Origin of the sequence: Paenibacillus piri (assembly GCF_004354045.1) — a bacterium.
GTDB lineage: Bacteria > Bacillota > Bacilli > Paenibacillales > NBRC-103111 > Paenibacillus_S > Paenibacillus_S piri.
The window spans coordinates 298,126-320,868 of sequence record NZ_SMRT01000004.1 but is presented as its reverse complement, the minus strand read 5'-3'; the positions used below and the strand labels follow the sequence as shown (position 1 = coordinate 320,868).

The following is a 22,743-nucleotide window of genomic DNA, read 5'->3' as shown; positions in this document are numbered from 1 at the left end:
TGCCAAATATAATAGACAACCTGGAGGTGATAAGGTTATGCAGCCTTACGGAGTACTTGTGGTGGATGATTCCGTATTTATGCGAAAGATGATTTCGGACATCATTTCAGAGGATCCGCATTTCCATGTCGTAGCAACTGCCAAAAACGGCAAGGAAGCCGTTGAGCTGGTCAAAAAACTGAAGCCCCATGCCGTAACCATGGACATCGAAATGCCGGAGATGAACGGCCTGGATGCGTTGAAGCAGATCATGGCGGAGCAGCCTACGCCGGTGCTGATGCTGAGCAGCTTGACGCAGGAGGGAGCAATGGAAACGATTGCGGCGCTTGAAAGAGGCGCGGTCGATTTCGTCGGCAAGCCTTCCGGCTCGATCTCATTGGACATTCATAAAATGAAGGCGGTCATTCAGGAGAAGCTTCGGATCGCCGTAAAAGCGAATGTAAGCAGGCTTCACGGCAATCCGCTGCTTTCGGCAAGGGCCGCCAAACCGGCTCCCGCTCCTGAAAAAGCGCGGCGCCCGCTTAAGGCGGAAATACGGCAGCAGCTGGCTGCGCAAGTGAGCCAGCTGGTGGCTATCGGTACATCGACGGGTGGACCGAGGGCGCTGCATCATGTCATATCGCATATTCCCGGACATTTGCCGGCGCCGATCGTCGTTGTGCAGCATATGCCGCCTAATTTCACGAAATCGCTGGCCCAGCGTCTCGATTCGGTATCCGAACTGAGCGTAGTGGAAGCTGAAAACGGAATGCTCCTCCAAAATGGCACTGTTTACATAGCGCCCGGGGGTTTTCATATGATGGTGGCCAGAAATGGTCCCGGCAATTACAAAATTCATTTGAGTCTGGAACAACCTAGGGGCGGCCACCGGCCTTCGGTCGACATTTTGTTCGAATCGATGCTTCCTCTGAAGGAGTTAAAACGCCATGTCGTCTTAATGACAGGGATGGGCGCCGACGGCGCCAAAGGCATGCAGGCACTAAGGCAGGCCGGCGCCGTGACGACGATTGCGGAGTCGGAGGAAACGTGTATCGTATACGGGATGCCAAGAGCGGCTATCGAGCTGAATTGCGTGATGCATGTGCTGCCGCAGCAGCAAATCGCCCTGAAACTAGCACAGTCAGTCATTACTTAATCACATGCAGGGAACAGCATTAGGGATGAACTACATTGCGAAAGGTGTGGGGTTATGGAGATGAATCAATATTTATCCATGTTTATTGACGAATCCCGGGAGCATTTGCAGGCATTGAACGATAATCTGATGAGTCTTGAAAGCAGCCCGGAGGATGTAAGTATCGTACATAACATATTCCGTTCTGCGCATACGCTCAAGGGCATGTCGGCGACGATGGGCTTTGAAGATCTGGCTTCATTGACGCATGAAATGGAAAATGTGCTGGACCTGGTAAGAAACGGCAAGCTGTCGATGGATCCGTTCATTTTTGACTGTATCTTTAAAAGTCTGGATTCCTTGGAGGCCATGGTCGACGATGTTATTCAGGGAGGGACGGGTCAAGCGGATGTCAGCGAAATTGTCGCAGCACTGAAATCGATTGTATCCGGGGATTACCTGAAAAGCGGCGCGGCATCCGCAGCCAGCGCAGCGGCGGGCAGCGAAGCGGCTTCGTCCGCGGAAGTATTGGATGAGTTCCAGCTTTCGATTATTCAGCAGTCCATCGAGGCGGGCATCAGCGTCTTCTATATCGAGGTCGGCATACGCGAGGACTGCGTTCTGAAGGCCGCCCGCGCGTATATGGTGTTCAATATATTGGAACAGCACGGGGAGGTCATCAAGTCCAATCCATCCGTAGAGGATATCGAGCAGGAACGATTCGACCGGCAGTTTTCGGTCTTTTTCATCTCGACGACGGATAAAGACAGCCTGGAGAAGCAGATCGCCAGCGTGTCGGAAATCGAGAAAGCGGCCGTATCCGCGCTTGATTCCGCCAAGCTGGAGGAGCTGATGAAGCCTCCGGCCGCAGCGGTAGCCGCACGGCAGGAAATTGCGGCGGCAGCAGCGCCGGCGGCGCCGGCAGCGGCGGATAAGGCGGAAGTGAAGAAGCCGGCCGGCGCGCAGGGCGGCGCTCCGGTGGCCAACCGGACGATCCGCGTCGATATCGAGCGGCTGGACGCGCTGATGAATCTGTTCAGCGAATTATTGATCGACCGCGTACGTCTGGAACAGCTGGCAAGCGAAATTAAAAGGAGCGAGCTGACGGAAACGGTCGAGCATATGACGAGAGTCAGCAGCGACCTGCAAGGTATCGTGCTGAAGCTTAGAATGGTTCCGGTCGACACGGTGTTTAACCGGTTTCCGCGGATGATTCGCGACGTGGCGAAAACTTTGGATAAAAAGGTCGATCTGATCATAACCGGCGCCGACACGGAGCTGGACCGTACAGTCGTCGACGAAATTGGCGATCCGCTCGTTCACTTGCTGCGTAATGCGGTGGATCACGGGGTCGAGCCTACCGCGGATCGCATTGCGGTGGGCAAATCGGAAATGAGTACGATCCACCTGCGCGCCTACCATAGCGGCAACCACGTCTTTATTGAGATCGAGGATGACGGCCGCGGCATTAACCGCGACAACGTATTAAGAACGGCAATTAAAAAGGGCGTCGTCACGCAGGACCAGTCTTCCCGGTTATCGGATGAGGACGTGTACATGCTGCTCTTTGCCTCCGGCTTCAGCACAGCCGATAAAATATCGGATCTTTCGGGCCGGGGTGTTGGACTGGACGTCGTTAAAACGAAAATCGAGAGCCTGGGTGGCAAGGTGCTTATCAGCTCCAAGCTTGGCACCGGCACCAAGTTCACGGTGCAGCTGCCGCTGACCTTGTCGATCATTTCCGCAATGCTGATTCGGCTGGGGAACGAGAAGTATGCGATTCCGCTCTCCTCGATCGTCGAGACGGCGGCCGTCAAGCAGGAGCAAATCCGGGTCGTACACGGCAACCGAATGGTCGATTACCGCAACAGCGTCATTCCGCTCGTACCGCTTGCCTCCTTGTTCGACGTTCCCGGCGCTGCACGGGATTTTGAAGGAGAGACGCAGATTGTCGTTATCCGCAAAGGAGAACGGATCGCGGCCCTTGTCGTCGATGAGTTTATCGGCCAGCAGGAAATCGTGTTGAAGTCGTTAGGCAAATATTTGACGAATTTGTTTGCCGTCTCCGGCGCAACCATTTTGGGCGACGGACAAGTCGCATTAATCATCGATACGAACTCGCTGATCAAGTAGGCACAGCCAGCTTATGACATACGTTAACGATAACTTTTGAGGAGGCACGGCAAGATGGGAGAAGAAATCAAAGTAATCGTATTCGCTTTGGCGCACGAAGAATATGGCGTTGAGGTCGAGAGGGTGCGGACGATCGAGCGTATGCAGCCGATGACCCGCGTACCCAAAACCCCGGAATTTGTAAAAGGCGTCATTAATCTGCGCGGCGTCGTCACCCCGGTGATCGATCTGCGCGGCCGTTTCGGCTTCGAGGAAAGCGAATATACCGATAACAGCCGGATCATCATTGTAGCGGTCAACGATATCGAGGTCGGTCTGATTGTCGATGCGGCCAACGATGTAATCGATGTCGATACGGATTGCATCGACGATCCGCCGGAAGTTGTTGGCGGCATCAAAGCCAAATATTTGCGAGGTATCGCCAAAGTGAGCGACACGCGGCTGCTCATCCTTTTAAATCTGGAAGAAGTATTAAACAAAAGCGAAATCGTTCAATTAGAAAATCTAGAGGAGTAACCTGAGTGGAACTTTTTGGTCGATTCGCCGAATTTCAGATGGATGTGCTGAAGGAAGTCGGGAATATCGGAGCGGGGCATGCGGCTACGGCGCTGTCCCAGCTGCTGGACAAGCCGGTTGATATGCTGGTGCCTAAAGTACGCATCGTTCCTTTCGAAGAAATCGCGGAGAGTGTCGGCGGTACCGAGCAGGTGGTTATTGCCATCTTTCTGAGGGTTGAAGGTGCGACGCCGGGCAATTTGTTTTTCATCCTGACGCTGGAGTCGGCCAAGCGGCTGCTGCGCAATCTGGTCGGCCTCGATGTTGTCGATGACGAGCATTACTCCGATATGGAGCTCTCGGCCTTATGCGAGATCGGCAATATTTTGGCAGGCTCCTATTTATCGTCGCTGGCCGATCTGACACAGCTGGATCTGTCGCCGACCGTACCCGCTTTGGCTATAGATATGGCGGGCGCCATATTAAGCTACGGACTTCTCCAATTCGGTCAAATGGGAGATTCCGCACTGCTGATCGACACGAAATTTTTGGACGGCAGCGATGAGGTCGAAGGGCATTTTTTTCTTATCCCCGACCCCGAATCGTTCGACAAAATTTTCGTCGCATTAGGAGTGCAGACTCCATGATCCAGGACAATTTCATTAAGGTAGGCATGGCCGATCTGAATGTTGCCCATTTGACCGGGGTATTGAAAACAACGGGTTTAGGCTCTTGCGTCGGACTGACTTTGTACGATTCCAAAGCGCATATTGCAGGGATGGCGCATGTGATGCTTCCGGATTCGGAAATTGCCAGGGAAGGCAAGCTCAATATCGCAAAATACGCCGATACGGCAATTCCCGAGATGATTGCCAAAATGCAGGCAATGGGGGCCGATATCAAAAGATTGGAAGCCAAAATGGCCGGAGGGGCACAAATGTTCGCATTTTCCAGCAGCTCTGATACGATGCGCATCGGCCCGAGAAACGTTGAATCCTGCAAGCACATGCTGAAGCAATATGCCATACCGATTAAGGCGGAAGACACTGGCGGCAACTATGGGAGAACGATTGAATTCAATTGCGAGACCGGCGTCCTGTTAATCCGAAGCGTGCTGCAAGGAATAAAGGAGCTTTAAACCTATGATAGGATCGATTCGTTGGAACTTTCTGGTTGGCGGATTATCGTTTGCACTCACGTTCTGTGTATCTATAGTCAACAATATTTGGCTGACGACCTTATTGCGAAGCGTTTACAGCTTTATCATTTTATTCCTGGTCGTCTTCGCCTGCCGATGGGCGCTCGGAACGTTAGCGGGATTTAATAAGCCGGCCGGGGCCGAGACGCTTCACGACGAATCTGCGGAAGAACATAAAGGGAATACGCTGGACCTGTCGACGCCGGATGAAGAAGCGGATCTGCACCAGATGCTCAGGAACTCGCAGGATGGGAAGGAGTCCGCCGGAGGTACGGGCTTTGCCCCGTTAAATCCGCCAAAGCTGTCCAGTAAGTCAAACTTGGATGCAGGTGAGCTGGCTCAGGCTGTACGTCACATGACGGAACAATAAGGGTGGTGACAACCGTTCATGATTCAAAAGTCGCATTTATCCAATATCGATATCTGGAAGCAGTGGAAGGAATTCGGCATCCTTGAGGCCAAGCAGTCGCTTATCGAGACATATTTGCCGTTGGTGGACTATGTCTCGAACCGATTGTCCGTCGGTCTGCCGAAAAATGTGGCGAAAGATGACCTTGCCAGCTTTGGTGTGATGGGGCTCATCGATGCCATTGAAAAATTTGATTACCTGCGCGGCCTGCAATTTGAAACCTATGCTTCCTGGCGTATTCGCGGCGCAATTATTGACGGTCTGCGTCAGGGAGACTGGGTGCCAAGATCCGTGCGCGAAAAATCGAAAAAGATCGAGGACGCTTACCAAAAACTGGAACAGCACTATTTGCGTTCGGTGACCGATCTCGAAATGAGCGCCTATTTGCAGGTGAGCGAGCATGAATTTCGGCAAATGGTGCAGGAAATCGCCGTTACAACCGTTTGTTCGATTGATGACCCTATACGCGAAGAAGATTCGGAGACAAGGCTTTCCTTGCTTATTGACGAGAGAGCCAAAAATCCTGAATATAAAGTAAATGAGTTTTATTTAAAAGAAACGTTGGCCAAGGCAATCGAACGGCTGACGGAAAAGGAACGTACCGTCGTCTCGCTGCTGTATTACGAGGAGCTGTCCTTAAGCGAAATTGCGGAAGTGATGAATTTGTCGCCATCGCGCATTTCTCAGCTTCACTCCAAAGCGATATTAAGGCTGCGCGGCTCGCTGGGCCGCTATCAGGATCAATTGTTTCAAGACTCCTAACGATGGGAAAGAGGGGAAATAATGGCTGAGCAGGCTATTCCACTAAGTTTTTTTATGGAAATTGCTTTATCTGACGATAAGCTTAACGCCTTCCTGCAGTTTAAAACCAACGACGACAAATTGACATTCAGCCTGGAGCAGTTAGAGGAATTATTGAAAACCTATTATATCGTTCATGGAATCGATCGGGGAAAATTGGCGGAAATTGTGAAGAACCCTAAGGCCGTATTCGCGAGTAAAACATTGATAGCGACAGGTACGCCACCGATCAACGGGCAGGACGGATCGATTTTGCTGCAATTTGATTACAATGACGGTTCCAAAAAGCCGGTGGAGCTTGAAGACGGAAAAGTCGATTACAAGGAAGTAACGACGATCCATAATGTTCGCAAAGGACAGCTGCTTGCACAGCGGATCGCCGCTACCCCGGGAACGCCGGGCAAAGCGGTGACCGGCGAGCCGCTGCCGGCGAAGGACGGTAAGGAAGCAAGGTTCAAGCTGGGGAAGAACGTCGTCGCGGATGCCGAGCAGACGGCCATGTATTCAGCGATCGACGGCATGATTTCGTTGACCGAGCGCGACCGGATTAATGTTTTTCCGATTTTTGAAGTGAATGGCGATGTCGATTACAATATCGGCAACATCGATTTCGTCGGGTCCGTCGTCATCCGCGGCAACGTCTTGACCGGATTTAAAATAAAAGCGGCAGGCGATATCCGGATTACCGGCAGCGTGGAGAGCGCAGATTTGGATGCCGAAGGCTCTATCGAAATCAGCGCCGGCATACTAGGCCACAATAAAGGGGTAATTCGTGCGGGAAAGCGGGTACGCAGCTCCTTTATTCAAGACGCCACGGTAGTCGCTGAGGAGGTCTTGGTCACGCAAAGTATCATGCATTCCGCGGTCCGCGCCAGCAAAGATGTTATTTGCAAAGGGACAAAAGGGCTTATTGTCGGCGGAATTGTTCAAGCCGGTGAGCTTGTCTCCGCCCGTACGATCGGAAATTCGATGTCGACGGTAACGGTGATCGAGGTCGGCGTATTGCCCGAGCTGCGCAATGAGCTGCTGCAATTAAGGACACAGCTGAGGTCCGTCAACGATAATGTGGACAAGACCGACAAAGCGCTGATCCTGCTGGATCAATTGGCGGCTGCCGGACAGCTCGGACCGGATAAAGTCGCGATGCGGATCAAGCTCAACCATACCAAGAAACAAATTTCCGAAGAACAGGCCGCCATCAAGGACCGCATCTTCGAAATCGAGAAGTCGCTAGAGGATTCGGAGAGGGCGAAGGTTGAAGTATCTTCTACTATATATAGCGGGACGAAGATCGTAATCGGAAGATATACAAAATTTATCAAGGACCCGATCAGCCATGTGAAATTTCGGTTAGCGGAAGGCGATATTGCGCTAGTGCCTCTGTAACTGTCCGTTGATGAACCGAAGGAGGAATGTTCATGAACATGAGACCGGTTGAGCTCCAGTTTGCATTGCATAAAAACGATGAAGCGGGCCACCTGCAAAACCAGCTGAACCATAAGCCCGGGCAGGATCAGGCGCAGCTTGCCGACGCCCATGCGAAGCAGATGGAAATGGACAGGCAAAGGACCGTGAGGGCGGACGATGTGCTTCAAGCGTCGGTGCATGATCGGGAGAAGGATGCGAAGGGCCGCAGAAACGGCAAGGCCGGAAGCAAAAAGGGATCCGGCGCCAATGAAGCCGAACAGCAGGCGAGCCGCCATGATCATCCTTTTAAAGGAAAGCATATCGATTTGTCTTTGTAAGTTGCATATTTTGCTTCGCACAACCTTGATAAACACGCTCGTTCCCTAAGGACGGCGAAGCCGTTTATCCTGGTTTAATGATTGGAAAAAGGTGATCGGATTGGACCAACCGTGGGTGTATATCGTTTTATGCGGCTTAGTGTTGCTTGTTTACGCGAAAATAATGCCAAAGAAGAATGAAACCAAAGGACAGTCAAGCCCCGCTCTGCATGAAATCGAAGAAACGATGGAGCACTTTACCGCCGAGCTGGAAGAGCAAAACCAGGCGTTGATTCAGCTGCTCGCCGAGACGAAGCGCGATTACGAGCTGCAGACGGCCAGGCTTGCCGCCCGGATCGAGCTGCTTGAGAAGCAGTCGGGTCAATCGGTGCAGGAGATCATAAAGCTGAGCGCCGCCGCGGAAGAGCTGCAGAAGCAATCCGCAAAGCTGCGAGAGACGGCTGCCGCGGCAGCGGAGCCGGTACCGGAAGCGGTTTTGCCGGCGGCTCAACCGGAAGCGGCTTCCGCCGGCGAACCGGAGGAGGAGCTTGTGAGCCATACCGCGCCGATGAATATGAAAGCGCGTTATTCGGAGCTGTTTGCGCTGTACGACCAAGGGAAATCGACGGATTATATCGCCAGGAAGCTGAGCATGAATAAAGGCGAAGTCAGCCTGATCATACAATTGGCGAAGCAGGAGGAACGTCTGCATGCGCACTAACAAATCATGGTTGTACGGCTTGGGGACCGGCCTCATCGCCGGCGCTCTGCTGCTTGAGCTGATGAATGTGGCGTCTCCCGCCAATAAGCAGCCCGGTACGGCCAACGCCTCTCCGAGCTCGTTGGATAAGCAGCAGCTGAAGGACGCGGCGGCCAAATATTTTCAAGTATTCGAAAATGACCAGAAGCTGTTCAGTCAGGCGCAGCTCGATACGATCGTGCAGCAGAAGCTGAAGGAGGAAAAGGAAAAGCAGCCTCCTGCCGCGGCCCAGCCGGTCAAAGAACCCGTGAAAGAAACGGTGAAGGAAGTGTATATTTACGTATATAACGGGCAAAGTGCTGGCGTAGTCGCCGATATGCTGTTGAAGAGTGGAGTCATCACCGACCGGACGGCATTTGAAGAGCTGATGGCCAAGCAGCAGTTAAATGACAAGATTATTGCCGGGGTACATGCGTTTAAGGGACAGCCGGATTTAAGTCAAGTTGCGTCGATTTTGACAACCCGCTAACAGGCTTCCGGGCATGAAAAATACGGTTCAAGTTCTAACGACAACAAGTGTTGCATAGCATTTTCAGTTATGGTATATTTATTGACGGTGTTAAAACGCACGCTGATCAATTCGCATAAGGGTGCTTCCCGGAGGGAAGTTTTATGTCGAAGATGCGATCCAAGCGGAGGAGACCCAAAACCAAACTTAGAGGAGGTGCGTGAAGATGGCAGTAATCTCCATGAAACAGCTTTTGGAAGCTGGGGTGCACTTCGGTCATCAGACCCGTCGTTGGAACCCGAAAATGGATCGTTACATCTTCACTGAAAGAAACGGCATTTACATTATCGACCTGCAAAAGACGGTCAAGAAAGTGGAAGAAGCTTACAACTTCGTCAAATCGGTTGCCGAAGAAAACGGCACGATTTTGTTCGTAGGCACGAAGAAGCAGGCTCAAGATTCCGTTGCGGAAGAAGCGGAGCGCTGCGGCATGTACTACATCAACCAACGCTGGTTGGGCGGTACGTTAACGAACTTCCAAACGATTCAAAAGCGTATCGACCGCTTGAAAGAGCTGGAAAGATGGGAACAAGACGGCACGTTCGACGTGCTTCCTAAGAAAGAAGTTATCATTCTCCGCAAAGAGCAAGAGCGTTTGGAGAAGTTCTTGGGCGGTATCAAGAACATGAGAGGCCTTCCTAGCGCATTGTTCGTCATCGATCCTCGCAAAGAGCGTATCGCGGTTGCAGAAGCCCGCAAATTGGGTATCCCAATCGTCGGTATCGTTGATACTAACTGCGATCCGGATGAAATCGACTACGTCATTCCAGGTAATGACGACGCGATTCGTGCCGTGAAGCTGTTGACGGCGAAAATCGCCGATGCAGTGATCGAAGCACGCCAAGGTGAACAAACAACAGCTTAAGGGCTGAATAGGAAAGGGTGGTTCAAAGGTGCAAAATCCTTTCACCGCCCTTTTTTTAGAGTTGTATAGTCTATCTTACAAGGAGGCCAAATCATGGCGGTAAATGCGGCATCAGTAAAAGAATTGCGTGAAAAAACAGGAGCGGGAATGCTCGATTGCAAAAAAGCGTTGGAAGAAGCGAATGGCGATTTGACAAAAGCGGCTGAAATTCTTCGCGAAAAAGGATTGTCGGCGGCAGCCAACAAAGCGGGACGGATCGCGACTGAAGGCGTTGTCGAATCCTACATTCATGCCGGCGGACGGATCGGCGTATTGGTAGAAATCAACTGTGAAACGGACTTCGTCGGAAAAACCGATCAATTCCGTGAATTTGCGAGAGATATTGCGATGCAGATCGCAGCGGCCAGCCCGTTGTATGTGCGCCGCGAAGAAGTACCGCAGGAAGCGATTGAGAAAGAACGCGAAATTTTGAAAAACCAGGCGTTGAACGAAGGCAAACCGGCTAATATCGTTGAGAAAATGGTCGAAGGCCGCCTTAGCAAATACTATGAAGAGTTTTGCTTGATGGAGCAGTCCTTCATTAAAGATCCGGATAAAAAAGTGAGCCAGCTGCTGAATGAGAAAGTGGCGACCATCGGCGAGAACATCACGATTCGCCGTTTCGTACGCTTCGAATTGGGCGAAGGGCTGGAGAAAAAACAAGAAAACTTCGCCGAAGAAGTAATGGCGCAAGTCAAGAAGTAATAAATAAGGCATAAAAAATGTGGGAACACTTCGTGTTCCTTCTTTTTTAAACATAAATAAACAGCCGCTTTTTTTGAACGGGGGTATAATGCTTGGAACGTCCTATCTTTAAACGTGTAATTTTGAAGCTGAGCGGTGAGGCATTGGCAGGACAGCTCGGTTACGGAATCGATTCGGAAATTATAACGTCTATCGCCCAGCAGGTGAAGGATGTTGTCGAACTGAATGTCGAGGTAGCCATTGTTGTCGGCGGCGGGAACATATGGAGAGGCATCGCGGGCAGCGAAAAAGGGATCGACCGGGCAACGGCCGACTACATGGGAATGCTGGCTACCGTAATGAACTCCTTGGCGCTTCAGGATGCATTGGAAACGATCGATGTGCCGACCCGGGTGCAAACTTCAATCACCATGCAGCAGGTGGCCGAGCCTTATATCCGGCGAAGAGCGATTCGTCATCTGGAAAAGGGAAGAGTCGTTATTTTTGCGGCTGGTACTGGAAATCCTTATTTCTCGACAGATACAACGGCTGCATTAAGAGCCGCGGAGATCGAGGCGGAAGTTATTTTAATGGCCAAAAACAAAGTCGACGGCGTGTACTCGGCCGATCCGTTCAAAGATCCTACGGCAGAAAAGTTCGATACCCTTACTTATCTGGAAGTGTTGAACAAAAACCTGGGTGTCATGGATTCAACCGCTTCATCGCTTTGTATGGATAACAATATTCCGTTGATCGTCTTCTCCATTACCGAGAGCGGCAATATTAAGCGTGTCGTGCTCGGCGAGAAAATAGGTACGATTGTAAAAGGGAGTGTTTAACGATATGCCACAGTCGATTAAGAAAAATGCGGAAGACCGCATGGATAAAGCGATCGGATCATTGAAAAGAGAGCTTTCCAGCCTGCGTGCGGGAAGAGCGACTCCGGCTCTGCTGGACCGCGTACAAGTGGAATACTACGGCGCCATGACTCCGGTCAACCAGTTAGCGAATATCAATACCCCGGATTCCCGTACATTAATGATACAGCCATGGGATAAAAGCTCTTTATCCGCTATCGAGAAAGCGATCATGAAGTCGGATTTGGGCTTGACCCCATCCAATGACGGATCGGTGATTCGCATCGTCATCCCGGCATTAACCGAAGAACGGAGAGCGGAATTGGTGAAAATGACCCGCAAGTTCGGGGAAGAAGCCAAAGTAGCGATCCGCAACGTGCGCCGCGATGCAAACGACGAGATCAAAAAGCTGGAGAAAAACGGAATTTCTGAAGATGAATCCCGCAAGCATCAAGAAGATATTCAGAAATCAACCGATAAATACATCGGCGAAGTCGAGAAGGTTTTGGCAGCCAAAGAAAAAGAGATTATGGAAGTATAATATAAAAGACCCCCTCTAGAGGGGGCTTTTAGTCTTTCCTTATTGGAGGCAATGAAATGTTACCTTTCAAAAAATGGTTTGGAAGTAAGCTGAACAGTGAGGAACTTATCTCGCGGTTGGATACGGATAATATTCCGAACCATGTCGCGGTCATCATGGACGGCAACGGCCGTTGGGCGCAAAAGCGGGGACTTCCGCGCGTAGCCGGTCACCATTCAGGGATGAAAAATGTCAAAAAAATTACAATGGCCGCCGATGCGATCGGTATAAACATATTGACGATGTATGCTTTTTCAACGGAAAATTGGAAACGGCCCAAAGAGGAAGTCGAATATTTGATGAAGCTTCCGCTTGAGTTTTTTCCAAAAGAAATTGACGAGCTGATTGCGAATAATGTCCAGATCCGTATGACCGGCTGGCAGGAAGGGCTGCCGGATTATACCCTTAAAGCGATTCAGGACGCGATTGATCAGACAAAGCATAACAGCGGACTAATACTTAATTTTGCATTGAATTACGGCAGCCGCAAAGAGATGCTGTCAGGCGTCCAGCAGTTGGCGCGGGATATAGCCGATGGAATCGTAACGGCCGATGCCGTAGACGACGCCGTTTTTTCCCGCTATTTATTGACACATCCGCTTCCCGACCCCGATCTATTGATTCGCACCAGCGGTGAGCTCCGCATCAGTAATTTTATGCTGTGGCAGCTGGCATATTCCGAGCTGTGGTTCACTGAATTATGCTGGCCCGAATTCACCGAACAGCATTTCTACGAGGCTGTGCAGGAGTACCAACGCCGTGCGCGCAGATATGGCGGGTTGTAGTGTAGCCAGATGGAGGAATTGAATTGAAGCAGCGAATCGTGACAGGGGTTATTGCAGGCCTCGGATTTTTCATTATGTTGTTGTTGGGTTCTTATTGGTTTGCCGGGTTAATCCTGTTATTGACCGTAATCGGCTATGATGAGTTTGTCCGGATGAACGATCTCAAGAAACATAGGATAACCACATGGATCGGTTATTTGGGTACGGCCGCCTTGGCCATTCCATGGAAAGCGGCGGATGTGAATTCGATCATAGCGCCGGATCATTTGATTTGGTTGTTATTGTTTATCGTCCTCTGCATTACGGTAACTTCCAAAAATAAAGTAACTATCGACGATATCGCCATGTCATTCGTCGGGATGGTCTACATAGGCATCGGGTTCCACTATATGATCGAGACGCGCATGATCGAGCACGGCGGTCTGTTCTGGACGCTGCTTGTCTTTTTTTGTATATGGGCGACCGACTCGGGCGCGTATTTTACCGGTTCCGTTATGGGCAAGCATCCGCTATGGCCGACGATCAGTCCGAAAAAGTCGATCGAAGGCGCGATCGGCGGCATCGTGATCTCGATAGCGGTAGCGGTTATTTTCGCTTTGATTCGGCCGGATATGCTCTCATGGAAGCAGGCGCTGCTGCTTGGTTTCGTCATTGCGATTGTCGGACAGATGGGCGATTTGATCCAGTCCGCTTATAAAAGAGTGAAGGGAATTAAAGATACGGGCACGCTGCTGCCCGGGCATGGCGGCGTGCTGGACCGGGTGGACAGCTGGCTGATCGTGTTCCCGGCCGTGCATTTGCTCTCTCTGATTCCACATGCCTAATTACGTTGAGGTGAAGTATGAAACGGATTGCCATTCTCGGATCCACGGGATCGATTGGAACACAAACCTTGGATGTGATCTCCCATTATCCGGATCGTTTTATTGTAGAGGGACTTGCGGGCGGTCATAATCTGGCATTGCTGGCGGAGCAGGTCAAACGGTTCAAACCGAAGAAGGTGTCCGTAGCTACCCGCGATTTAGCCGAGCAATTGCAGCTTGCGGTTCCGCCGGGCACCCGCGTTTATTACGGAGACGAAGGCTTGCTTGAAATTGCGGCCGGCACCGATGCCGACTATATGGTCAGCGCATTGGTCGGAAGCCAGGGTTTGCGGCCGACGCTGGAAGCGATTGAAGCGGGCAAGCATATCGGCCTGGCTAACAAAGAAACGCTGGTGAGCGCCGGCCATATCGTCACCGAGCGGGTCAAGCGCCGCGGCATCAAGCTGCTGCCGATCGACAGCGAGCATTCGGCGATTTTTCAATGTCTGAACGGCGAATCGATGAAAGATGTACATAAAATTACGCTGACAGCGTCGGGAGGCTCGTTCCGCGACCACACCCGCGAAGAGCTGCTGCATGTGACGGTTGAGCAGGCGCTGCAGCATCCGAATTGGTCCATGGGCGCCAAAATTACGATCGATTCGGCGACGATGGTCAACAAGGGACTTGAAGTTATTGAGGCACACTGGCTGTTTGATCTGCCTTATTCCCGGATTGAAGTACTCGTTCATCCGGAAAGCATCATACATTCCTTCGTCGAGTTTGCAGACTGCAGCATCATTGCTCAGCTCGGCAATCCCGACATGAGAGTTCCCATTCAGTATGCGCTTACGTATCCGGATCGTCTCCAGACGCCGACGCCTTCGTTGAACCTGGCTCAAGTGGGCAAGCTGCATTTTCGCGAGATGGACTTTGAACGTTTTCCCTGCCTGAAAATGGCTTACGACAGCGGCCTGGCCGGAGGAACGGCGCCCACCGTATTTAACGCGGCCAATGAAGCGGCGGTGGCGCGTTTTTTAAATGGCGAAATTACGTTCCTGCAGATCGAAACCATCATTGCGTCCGTGTTGGAACGGCATGAACGAATCGTCAATCCGGATCTCGAACAAATTATGGAAGCGGATGTCTGGGCCCGGCAAATCGCGCAAAAATGTAATTGAACCGCCGCCTTGCCGTTATCCTTTAGCATGAATTCGGTAGCAAGGTAATATGTTCATAACATGGTGCTTGCTTGTATTCCTATTGGGAATAATGTTAATCTTAATTATAGTGCGAGTCATGGATAAAGTGCTGCGACGTCCATTGTGGACATGCGCGTTTGTCAAGGTTGTGCGAAGCAAAGTATAAAAACTTATCTCCATACAACTGAAAAAGGCAGCGTCTGCCCGGTTATGCATGAGCACTTTTTAGACAACCTCTATAAAGAATGGGTTTACCCCATGGCACCTACTTGACTATACGATGCTTAAGGGAGGACGTTGCGATTTGTCTACGTTGCAAAATGTATTCCAAATCATACTTTTATTTTTTGTGTTGGTGACCATCCATGAGTGGGGCCACTATTATTTCGCCAAACGCGCCGGTATACTGGTCAGAGAATTTGCGATCGGCTTCGGTCCCAAGCTGCTGTCCTTTAAAAAGGGCGAAACCCGGTATACGCTGCGCCTTTTGCCGATCGGCGGGTTTGTTCGAATGGCGGGAGAAGACCCGGAAATCGTTCAGATTAACCCCGGCCAAAGGGTTGCGCTTGCGATACTGGGTGACGAGGTTACCCACATTTATTTGAACGACTTCGATAAAAGAGCGGACAGCCTGGTTGGCGTCGTCGAAGAGATTGATCTGGAGCGCCGGCTGATGATCAAGCTGGATGTGGATGGAGAAATGAAAACATTCAAGGTTCATCCGCAAGCGATGATGGTCAGCAAGGAGAAGGAGACCCAGATCGCTCCCTGGAACCGTCAATTCGGCAGCAAAACCGTCGGACAGCGGTCGTTATCTATTTTTGCAGGGCCATTAATGAATTTTATATTGGCTTTCGTGCTGTTCATCGGCGTCGTATTTATGGCAGGCGTTCCGGACAAGGTGAAAATTCGCGGCACCGAACAGGGCTCGCCGGCTGAAAAAGGCGGATTGCAGGCCAACGACATCGTGCTGGTCGTCAACAATGAGCCGATCGGCGCGGACGGCGCCAAGCTGCGCAATTTGATCAAACAATCGGCTAATAAAAAAATGATATGGATTATAGACCGAAATGGCGAGCAGCTGCGCAAGGAAGTTACACCCGAAGATAAGGACGGAGGGCTTGTCGGCGTAACGCTGATGGCTGAAAACCGCAGCGCGAGCTTTACGGACGGCATCGTTAACGGCTGGAAAAGTATGGCCACGGCAACCGTATCGATCCTCGACAGCTTCGGCAAGCTGGTGACGCTGCAGTTTAAAATGGATGATCTCGGCGGTCCGGTACGGATTGTCGAATTTACAAGCGAGCAGGCCAGCGCCGGCTTGGCGCAGTATACGTTTTGGGCGGCATTAATGAGCTTGTACCTAGGCTTGTTTAATCTGCTGCCGTTTCCCGCCCTGGACGGAAGCCGGCTTGTGTTTCTGGGATTCGAGGCGCTGCGCGGCAAGCCGGTCGATCCGAGCCGGGAAAGCATGGTGCATTTTGTCGGATTTGCGATGCTGATGCTGCTGATGATCGCAGTCACATATAACGATATATTAAGATTGATAAAAGGGTAACGATGAGCTGACGGGCGCCGAAACGGGCGCCTGAAGCAATCATAAAATAATTTGTTTATTTACGTTTAGTTTTTTGGGAGGAACGCCAAACCATGTCGAATGATAAGCAGTTTGTAAAGGAGATTACGCCGCAGGGCGAAGATTTCTCCAGATGGTATATTGATGTAATTAAAAAAGCGGATTTGATGAGCTACTCTCCGGTCCGCGGTTGTATCGTCTTTAAGCCGGACAGCTACGAAATTTGGGAAAACATCCAAAAGGAGCTGGACAGCCGATTCAAGGAGACCGGACACCGCAACGCCTATTTCCCGATCTTTATTCCCGAAAGCTTTTTCCAGAAGGAGAAGGAGCATGTCGAAGGCTTTAATCCCGAGCTGCCGTGGGTAACGGAAGCCGGCGGCGAGAAGCTGGAGGAGCGCCTGGCGATCCGTCCGACCTCCGAAACGATGATCGGGCATATGTACGCCGAGTGGATTAACTCTTACCGCGATTTGCCGCTGCTTATCAATCAATGGGCTAACGTGGTGCGCTGGGAGAAACGGACGCAGCCGTTTTTGCGGACGAGCGAGTTTTTGTGGCAGGAGGGGCACACGGCTCACGAGGATGAGGCGGATGCGCGCCGCGAGACGATGCAAATGCTGGAAACGTACCGCGACTTTGCCGAAAATTTTTTAGCGATTCCTGTCATCATCGGGCAAAAAACGCCTTCCGAGAAATTCGCAGGCGCAGTCGATACATACTCCATCGAAGCGATGATGAAGGACGGCAAGGCCGTTCAAGCCGGAACATCCCATTATTTGGGTACGAATTTCGCTGTCGCGTTCGATATCAAATATTTGGATCGTGAAAACCAGCATCAATTTTGCCATACGACCTCCTGGGGCGTGAGTACGCGGCTGATCGGCGCTTTGATTATGGTTCATGGCGATGACCGCGGACTTGCACTGCCGCCGAAGGTTGCTCCTACCCAGGTCATCATGATTCCGATCGGCCCTCCGAAGTCAAGGGAGCAGGTCGTCGCTCGTGTCGACGAGCTGTACGGCGAGCTGAAGCAGGCGGGCATTCGCGTTAAAGTGGATGACCGTCCGGATCAAAGTCCGGGCTGGAAGTTCAACGAGTATGAAATGCGCGGTATTCCGGTCCGCGTCGAGCTCGGTCCGCGCGATATGGAAAACGGACAAGTCGTCCTTGTTTCCCGAATTTCCGGTGAAAAACGAATCGTCAAACAGGAAAATTTTGTCGAAGAAGTAAAAAACATGCTGGCGGAAATTCATCAACAAATGTATGATAGAGCTAAGCAGTTCCGTGACGACCATTTTACTTCCGTGGACAGCCTGGACGAATTTAAAGCGTTTCTGGATCAAAAGCGCGGCTTCGCTCTGGCGGGCTGGTGCGGATCGGACGCTTGCGAGGCTCAGGTCAAGGAAGAAACAGGCGCAACAAGCCGCAATATTCCGTTTGAGCCAAGCGAGCGCAAGTCTTCTTGTCTCGTATGCGGCGAAGCGGCCGAACATACCGTCGTATTCGGCAGAGCTTACTAGGCTCGGGGGAATGCCGAACTGCCGATTGCGAAGAGGGATTCGCCGGCAGGCCGGATGCGTGGGCGAAGTGATGCGCTTTAGGAATCGATGCGCAGCTATTTATTGTGGATAATCGGGTGCTCCCCCAAAAGTACTCGGATTCGGCTCCGGAGCTACACGTTACTGTTGGGGGACTTTATAGTTGGGCTCCCCCAAAAGTATTCGGAATTTACTCCGGAGCTACACGTCACTTTAGGGGGACCATATTGGGCAAAAACGGACAGCGTCATATCCTTTTTGCCCTTATTTTTTTCGGGATTTAGGGGAGGGCGAGCATGAGCAGCACAGCAGTGAAAAGGGAACGGTTTGAAATGCTGATGGCGCAGGCACGGGTGCCTGATGAGGTGGTAACCTCCTTTTTTCAGGACGGATATATCGACAAAGTCGAAACGAGCCGAATGAACCGGGAGTGGACTTTTTTTATCGTCAAAAACAGCATCGTTCCACACGACGTATACCGTTCGTTTTGCAAAATGATCCGTGACAAATTTTCGCATATCGCGGCGATTCGTTTCATGCTGAGATATACGGACGGCGTTTCGCCGGAGACGGTGGCGCAAGAATATTGGAGCATGTTCGTGGAATGGGTGCAGCGCGAGGCAACGTCGGTTAACGGCTGGATGAACAAGGCGAAAATTGACGTTCAGGGGAATCAGCTGACGTTGATCATGCTCGATTCGATCGGTCTGGAGCTGGCGAAGAAAAAAAATATCGGACAATGGGTTCAAACGTATTTTGCCGATTTTTTTGGAGTAGAGCTGCAGGTTCGTTATGCGATGAACGAGGCGCGCGAAGAGGAATACGAGAAGTTTGCCCAGCAAATAGCCGAAGAGGGCAAAGTCGTTACCCAAGAGATGATGATCTCGATCGAAGCCGAGCAGGGAGCCGATGCGCTGGCCGACGCGGAAATCAAGCTGATGGTCGGTTACGATATTAAAGACGCTCCGGTCCCGATCCAAATGGTGCAGGACGAAGAAAAGAAAGTAACGGTGCAGGGAGCCGTGTTCGGGCTCGATTCGAAGGAACTCAAGAACGGCATGACTTTGTTTACGTTCAATATGACCGACTTTACAGATTCAATCATGGTAAAGGCGTTTGCGAAGACGAAGGAAGACGTCAAAATATACGGCTTGATCCAAAACGGCACATGGCTGAAGGTGCGAGGCAAAGTCGAATACGACCGGTTCATGCAAACGCCTGAGCTGGTCATGATGCCTAATGACATCAACGAAGTATCGGCGCCGCCCGACCGCAAGGACGATGCCGAGGAAAAGCGCGTGGAATTTCATCTGCATACGACCATGAGCACGATGGACGGCATCACTTCCATCGACCAATACATAAAGACAGCGGCCAAATGGGGACATAAGGCGATAGCTGTAACGGATCACAGCGGGATTCAGTGCTACCCGGACGCCAATAAATACGCCCAAAAGCACGGCATCAAAATGATTTACGGGCTGGAAGCGAACGTGGTCGACGACGGCGTTCCGATTGTCATGCATGCCCGGTCGGAAGATTTGCGCGAAGCGGAATACGTCATTTTCGATATCGAGACGACAGGGCTTTCCGTAGTCAGCAATAAAATCATTGAAATCGCCGGGGTGCGGATGAAGGACGGGAAAGAAATCGACCGTTTTGCTTCCTTTGTGAATCCGCACGAACGGATACCTTACAACATTCAACAGCTGACCAACATTAACGACGATATGGTTCGCGACGCGCCGGAGCTTGACGACGTGCTGCCGAAGTTTGTCGAGTTTGTCGGCGGCAGCATTTTGGTCGCTCATAACGCGCGGTTCGATATGGGCTTCATTCAGGCGAACTGCAAGAAGCTCGGCATGCCGGAGCTGCCGAATCCTTCTCTGGATACGTTGGAACTGGCGAGACTGCTGTTCCCGTCGATGAAAAATCACCGGTTGAATACATTGGCCGATAAATTCAAAATCAGTTTGGACAACCATCACCGCGCGGTAGACGACTCCGTCGCGCTGGGCCATATATTATTTAATCTCATTAAAGAATCGGCTGAGCGCGGGATGACCGATTTGGCGAGGCTGAACGACAATGTCGGGAAAGATTTGAAAAATACGCGCCCGTTTCATTGCTGCATCTACGCCCAAAACGCGGTCGGCAAAAAAAACTTGTTCACACTCGTTTCGCTGTCGCATACCGAATATTTTCACCGTGTCGCCTGCATTCCGAAAAGTAAGCTGACCGAGCTGCGGGAAGGCTTGATCATCGTCTCCGGCTGCGAAAAAGGCGAGTTTTTCGAAACCGTCCTGAACAAATCCGAGGAGGAAGCCGAGCAGGTCGCCGAGTTTTACGATGTATTGGAAATCCAGCCAACCTGCGTCAATATGCATTTGGTGGAAAAAGGATTGGTCGGCAGCAAAGAACAGCTGGAGGACGCCAACCGCCGCGTACTGCAAATCGGGCGCAAGCTCGGCAAGCCGGTGATCGCGACAGGCAACGTACATTACCTGCATCCGCGCGACAAAATTTGCCGCGATATAACGATCAACGGGATTACCGGCTTCAGTCCGCTAAAGGATATGCGCAAGCCGGACGTCCATTTCCGCACAACGAAGGAGATGCTGGCCGAGTTCGAATACCTGGGCAAAGATACGGCATATGAAGTCGTTGTTGCCAACACCAACGAGCTGGCCGACCGGATCGAGGAGCTGGAGCTGTTCCCGACCAAACTGTTTACGCCGATTATCGAAGGGGCGGACGACGAAATCCGCAGCACCTGCTACGATACAGCCAAACGGCTGTACGGCGAGCCGATTCCGGAGGTTGTGACGGCGCGGCTCGAGAAAGAGCTGGTGCCGATTATTAAATACGGTTTCTCGGCGAACTACCTGATCTCCGAAAGGCTTGTGAAAAAATCGAACGAAGACGGTTATTTGGTCGGCTCGCGGGGCTCTGTCGGTTCGTCGGTCGTCGCGACGTTCTTGGGCATCTCGGAGGTAAACCCGCTGCCGCCACATTACATATGCGCCTCCTGCCGGCACAGCGATTGGATTCTCGACGGCAGCATTCCGAGCGGCTTCGACCTGCCGGATAAAGATTGCCCGAACTGCGGCGCCAAGCTGAAGGGCGAAGGGCAGGACATTCCGTTCGAGACGTTCCTCGGCTTTAAAGGCGACAAAGTGCCTGATATCGACTTGAATTTCTCCGGCGAGTACCAGCCGGTTGCGCATAATTATACGAAAGTGTTGTTTGGCGAGAAAAGTGTGTTCCGGGCCGGCACGATCGGCACCATCGCCGAGAAGACGGCGTTCGGCTACGTGAAAAAGTTCGAGGAGGAGCAGGGCAAAAAATGGCGCGGGGCCGAAGTGAACCGGCTGGCGCAAGGCTTCACCGGCGTTAAGCGGAGTACGGGCCAGCATCCGGGCGGCATTGTCGTCGTGCCGGATTATATCGACGTCGACGATATTACGCCGGTGCAGTATCCGGCCGACGATACGAGCTCCGAATGGAAGACGACGCATTTTGATTATCACGCATTCGATGCCAACTTGCTGAAGCTCGACATCCTCGGCCACGACGATCCGACGATGATGCGGATGCTGCAGGACTTGACCGGCGTCGACCCGACCACTATTCCGATGAACGATCCGAAGGTGATGAGCATTTTCAATTCGACGGAGGCGCTGAATGTGACTCCCGAGCAGATTCGCACACCGGTCGCCACCTACGGCGTGCCGGAGATGGGCACCAAGTTCGTCCGGCAAATGCTGCAGGAGACGCAGCCGTCCTCTTTCGCCGACCTGCTGCAAATTTCCGGGCTGTCCCACGGGACGGGCGTATGGCTCGGCAATGCGCAGGAGCTGATCAAGAAAGGGACCTGCAACATTAAGACGGTTATCGGCTGCCGCGACGATATTATGCTGTACTTGATTTACAAGGCGGGCATGGACGCCGGTCTCGCCTTCAAAATTACCGAGAGCGTGCGGAAAGGTAAAGGCTTGACGCCGGAATGGAAGGAAGACATGAAGAAGCATAAGGTGCCGGCCTGGTATATCGAATCGTGCGAACGAATCGAATACATGTTCCCGAAAGCCCACGCCGCCGCTTACGTTATTTCCGCAGTCCGGACGGCTTACTTCAAGCTGTATTATCCGATCGCTTACTATGCCACTTATTTTACCGTCCGTGCCGACGATTTCGATCTGGAGCTGCTGTGTCAAGGCTACGATGCGATTTTGCGCAAGCTGATTGAAATTGAGGATAAAGGCTTCCAGGCGACGCCGAAGGAAAAAAGCATGGTTTCGATTTTGGAGATGGCGCTCGAGATGACGGCGCGCGGATTTTCCTTCAAGCCGATCGATCTGTATACATCGGATGCGACGAAGTTTTTGATCGACGGCGATTCGCTCATTCCGCCGTTCTCCGCGATGGCAGGGATCGGGGGAAATGCCGCCGTCAATATTGCGGCTGCCAAAAATGACGGCCCGTTTCTTTCCATCGAAGATTTTCAAACGCGCAGCAAAGCGTCCAAAACGATTGTCGAGCTGCTTGGCTCGATTGGCTGCTTCCGGGGGCTTCCGGAAACGAACCAATTATCGCTGTTCTAGCCTGGTGTCCGCACTCATCATATTGCATACGCATAAGTCTTATGGTATAATCTTCATTGGTAACA

At 51.7% G+C, this 22,743-nt stretch carries 21 protein-coding genes; all 21 read left to right on the top strand.

What is annotated here, in order from left to right:
- Window positions 1–37 precede the first annotated feature (37 nt).
- The gene (locus E1757_RS11970) at window positions 38–1,135 is read left to right on the top strand and encodes a protein-glutamate methylesterase/protein-glutamine glutaminase (RefSeq protein ID WP_133228082.1); all 1,098 of its coding nucleotides are present in this window, start codon (window positions 38–40) and stop codon (window positions 1,133–1,135) included.
- Between the two features lie 54 nt (window positions 1,136–1,189).
- Window positions 1,190–3,247, top strand: coding sequence for a chemotaxis protein CheA (locus E1757_RS11965; RefSeq protein WP_133228080.1), 2,058 nt, complete (start codon window positions 1,190–1,192; stop codon window positions 3,245–3,247).
- Window positions 3,248–3,301: 54 nt separating this feature from the next.
- Complete coding sequence (locus tag E1757_RS11960; protein WP_133228078.1) at window positions 3,302–3,763, top strand: chemotaxis protein CheW; 462 nt, start codon at window positions 3,302–3,304, stop codon at window positions 3,761–3,763.
- Between the two features lie 5 nt (window positions 3,764–3,768).
- Window positions 3,769–4,389 carry a chemotaxis protein CheC gene (locus tag E1757_RS11955; protein WP_133228076.1) on the top strand — a complete coding sequence of 207 codons (621 nt, stop codon included), beginning with the start codon at window positions 3,769–3,771 and terminating at the stop codon, window positions 4,387–4,389.
- The gene (locus E1757_RS11950) at window positions 4,386–4,880 is read left to right on the top strand and encodes a chemotaxis protein CheD (RefSeq protein ID WP_133228074.1); all 495 of its coding nucleotides are present in this window, start codon (window positions 4,386–4,388) and stop codon (window positions 4,878–4,880) included. The genes E1757_RS11955 and E1757_RS11950 overlap by 4 nt, the downstream gene beginning before the upstream one ends.
- Window positions 4,881–4,884: 4 nt before the next feature.
- Window positions 4,885–5,310 carry a hypothetical protein gene (locus E1757_RS11945; protein WP_133228072.1) on the top strand — a complete coding sequence of 142 codons (426 nt, stop codon included), beginning with the start codon at window positions 4,885–4,887 and terminating at the stop codon, window positions 5,308–5,310.
- Between the two features lie 18 nt (window positions 5,311–5,328).
- Window positions 5,329–6,111, top strand: a complete 783-nt coding sequence (locus E1757_RS11940; RefSeq protein WP_133228070.1) for a FliA/WhiG family RNA polymerase sigma factor — start codon at window positions 5,329–5,331, stop codon at window positions 6,109–6,111.
- Window positions 6,112–6,132: 21 nt separating this feature from the next.
- Window positions 6,133–7,536 (top strand): flagellar assembly protein A, encoded by a 1,404-nt coding sequence (locus E1757_RS11935; protein ID WP_133228068.1) that lies wholly within the window; start codon window positions 6,133–6,135, stop codon window positions 7,534–7,536.
- A gap of 32 nt (window positions 7,537–7,568) precedes the next feature.
- On the top strand, window positions 7,569–7,895 hold the full coding sequence (locus E1757_RS11930; RefSeq protein ID WP_133228066.1) for a hypothetical protein: 327 nt from the start codon (window positions 7,569–7,571) through the stop codon (window positions 7,893–7,895).
- 163 nt (window positions 7,896–8,058) lie between these two features.
- Window positions 8,059–8,595 (top strand): DUF6115 domain-containing protein, encoded by a 537-nt coding sequence (locus E1757_RS11925; protein ID WP_246079156.1) that lies wholly within the window; start codon window positions 8,059–8,061, stop codon window positions 8,593–8,595.
- Window positions 8,585–9,103 (top strand): hypothetical protein, encoded by a 519-nt coding sequence (locus tag E1757_RS11920; protein ID WP_133228064.1) that lies wholly within the window; start codon window positions 8,585–8,587, stop codon window positions 9,101–9,103. Before E1757_RS11925 ends, E1757_RS11920 begins: the two co-directional genes overlap by 11 nt.
- A 205-nt stretch (window positions 9,104–9,308) precedes the next feature.
- Window positions 9,309–10,007 carry a 30S ribosomal protein S2 gene (rpsB, locus tag E1757_RS11915; protein WP_133228062.1) on the top strand — a complete coding sequence of 233 codons (699 nt, stop codon included), beginning with the start codon at window positions 9,309–9,311 and terminating at the stop codon, window positions 10,005–10,007.
- A gap of 93 nt (window positions 10,008–10,100) precedes the next feature.
- Complete coding sequence (tsf, locus tag E1757_RS11910; RefSeq protein WP_133228060.1) at window positions 10,101–10,751, top strand: translation elongation factor Ts; 651 nt, start codon at window positions 10,101–10,103, stop codon at window positions 10,749–10,751.
- A gap of 92 nt (window positions 10,752–10,843) precedes the next feature.
- Window positions 10,844–11,569, top strand: coding sequence for a UMP kinase (gene pyrH, locus E1757_RS11905; RefSeq protein WP_133228058.1), 726 nt, complete (start codon window positions 10,844–10,846; stop codon window positions 11,567–11,569).
- A 4-nt stretch (window positions 11,570–11,573) separates the two neighbouring features.
- Window positions 11,574–12,128 (top strand): ribosome recycling factor, encoded by a 555-nt coding sequence (gene frr / locus E1757_RS11900; protein ID WP_133228056.1) that lies wholly within the window; start codon window positions 11,574–11,576, stop codon window positions 12,126–12,128.
- A 56-nt stretch (window positions 12,129–12,184) separates the two neighbouring features.
- Window positions 12,185–12,952, top strand: coding sequence for an undecaprenyl pyrophosphate synthase (locus E1757_RS11895; RefSeq protein ID WP_133228054.1), 768 nt, complete (start codon window positions 12,185–12,187; stop codon window positions 12,950–12,952).
- 23 nt (window positions 12,953–12,975) lie between these two features.
- On the top strand, window positions 12,976–13,776 hold the full coding sequence (locus E1757_RS11890) for a phosphatidate cytidylyltransferase (RefSeq protein ID WP_133228052.1): 801 nt from the start codon (window positions 12,976–12,978) through the stop codon (window positions 13,774–13,776).
- A gap of 17 nt (window positions 13,777–13,793) precedes the next feature.
- Window positions 13,794–14,936, top strand: a complete 1,143-nt coding sequence (locus E1757_RS11885) for a 1-deoxy-D-xylulose-5-phosphate reductoisomerase (RefSeq protein ID WP_133228050.1) — start codon at window positions 13,794–13,796, stop codon at window positions 14,934–14,936.
- Between the two features lie 325 nt (window positions 14,937–15,261).
- On the top strand, window positions 15,262–16,515 hold the full coding sequence (gene rseP / locus E1757_RS11880) for an RIP metalloprotease RseP (protein WP_133228048.1): 1,254 nt from the start codon (window positions 15,262–15,264) through the stop codon (window positions 16,513–16,515).
- Window positions 16,516–16,607: 92 nt separating this feature from the next.
- On the top strand, window positions 16,608–18,056 hold the full coding sequence (gene proS, locus E1757_RS11875; protein WP_133228046.1) for a proline--tRNA ligase: 1,449 nt from the start codon (window positions 16,608–16,610) through the stop codon (window positions 18,054–18,056).
- Between the two features lie 314 nt (window positions 18,057–18,370).
- A complete protein-coding gene (locus E1757_RS11870) occupies window positions 18,371–22,678 on the top strand; it encodes a PolC-type DNA polymerase III (protein WP_133228044.1) in 4,308 nt (1,435 codons plus the stop codon).
- Window positions 22,679–22,743: the final 65 nt, after the last annotated feature.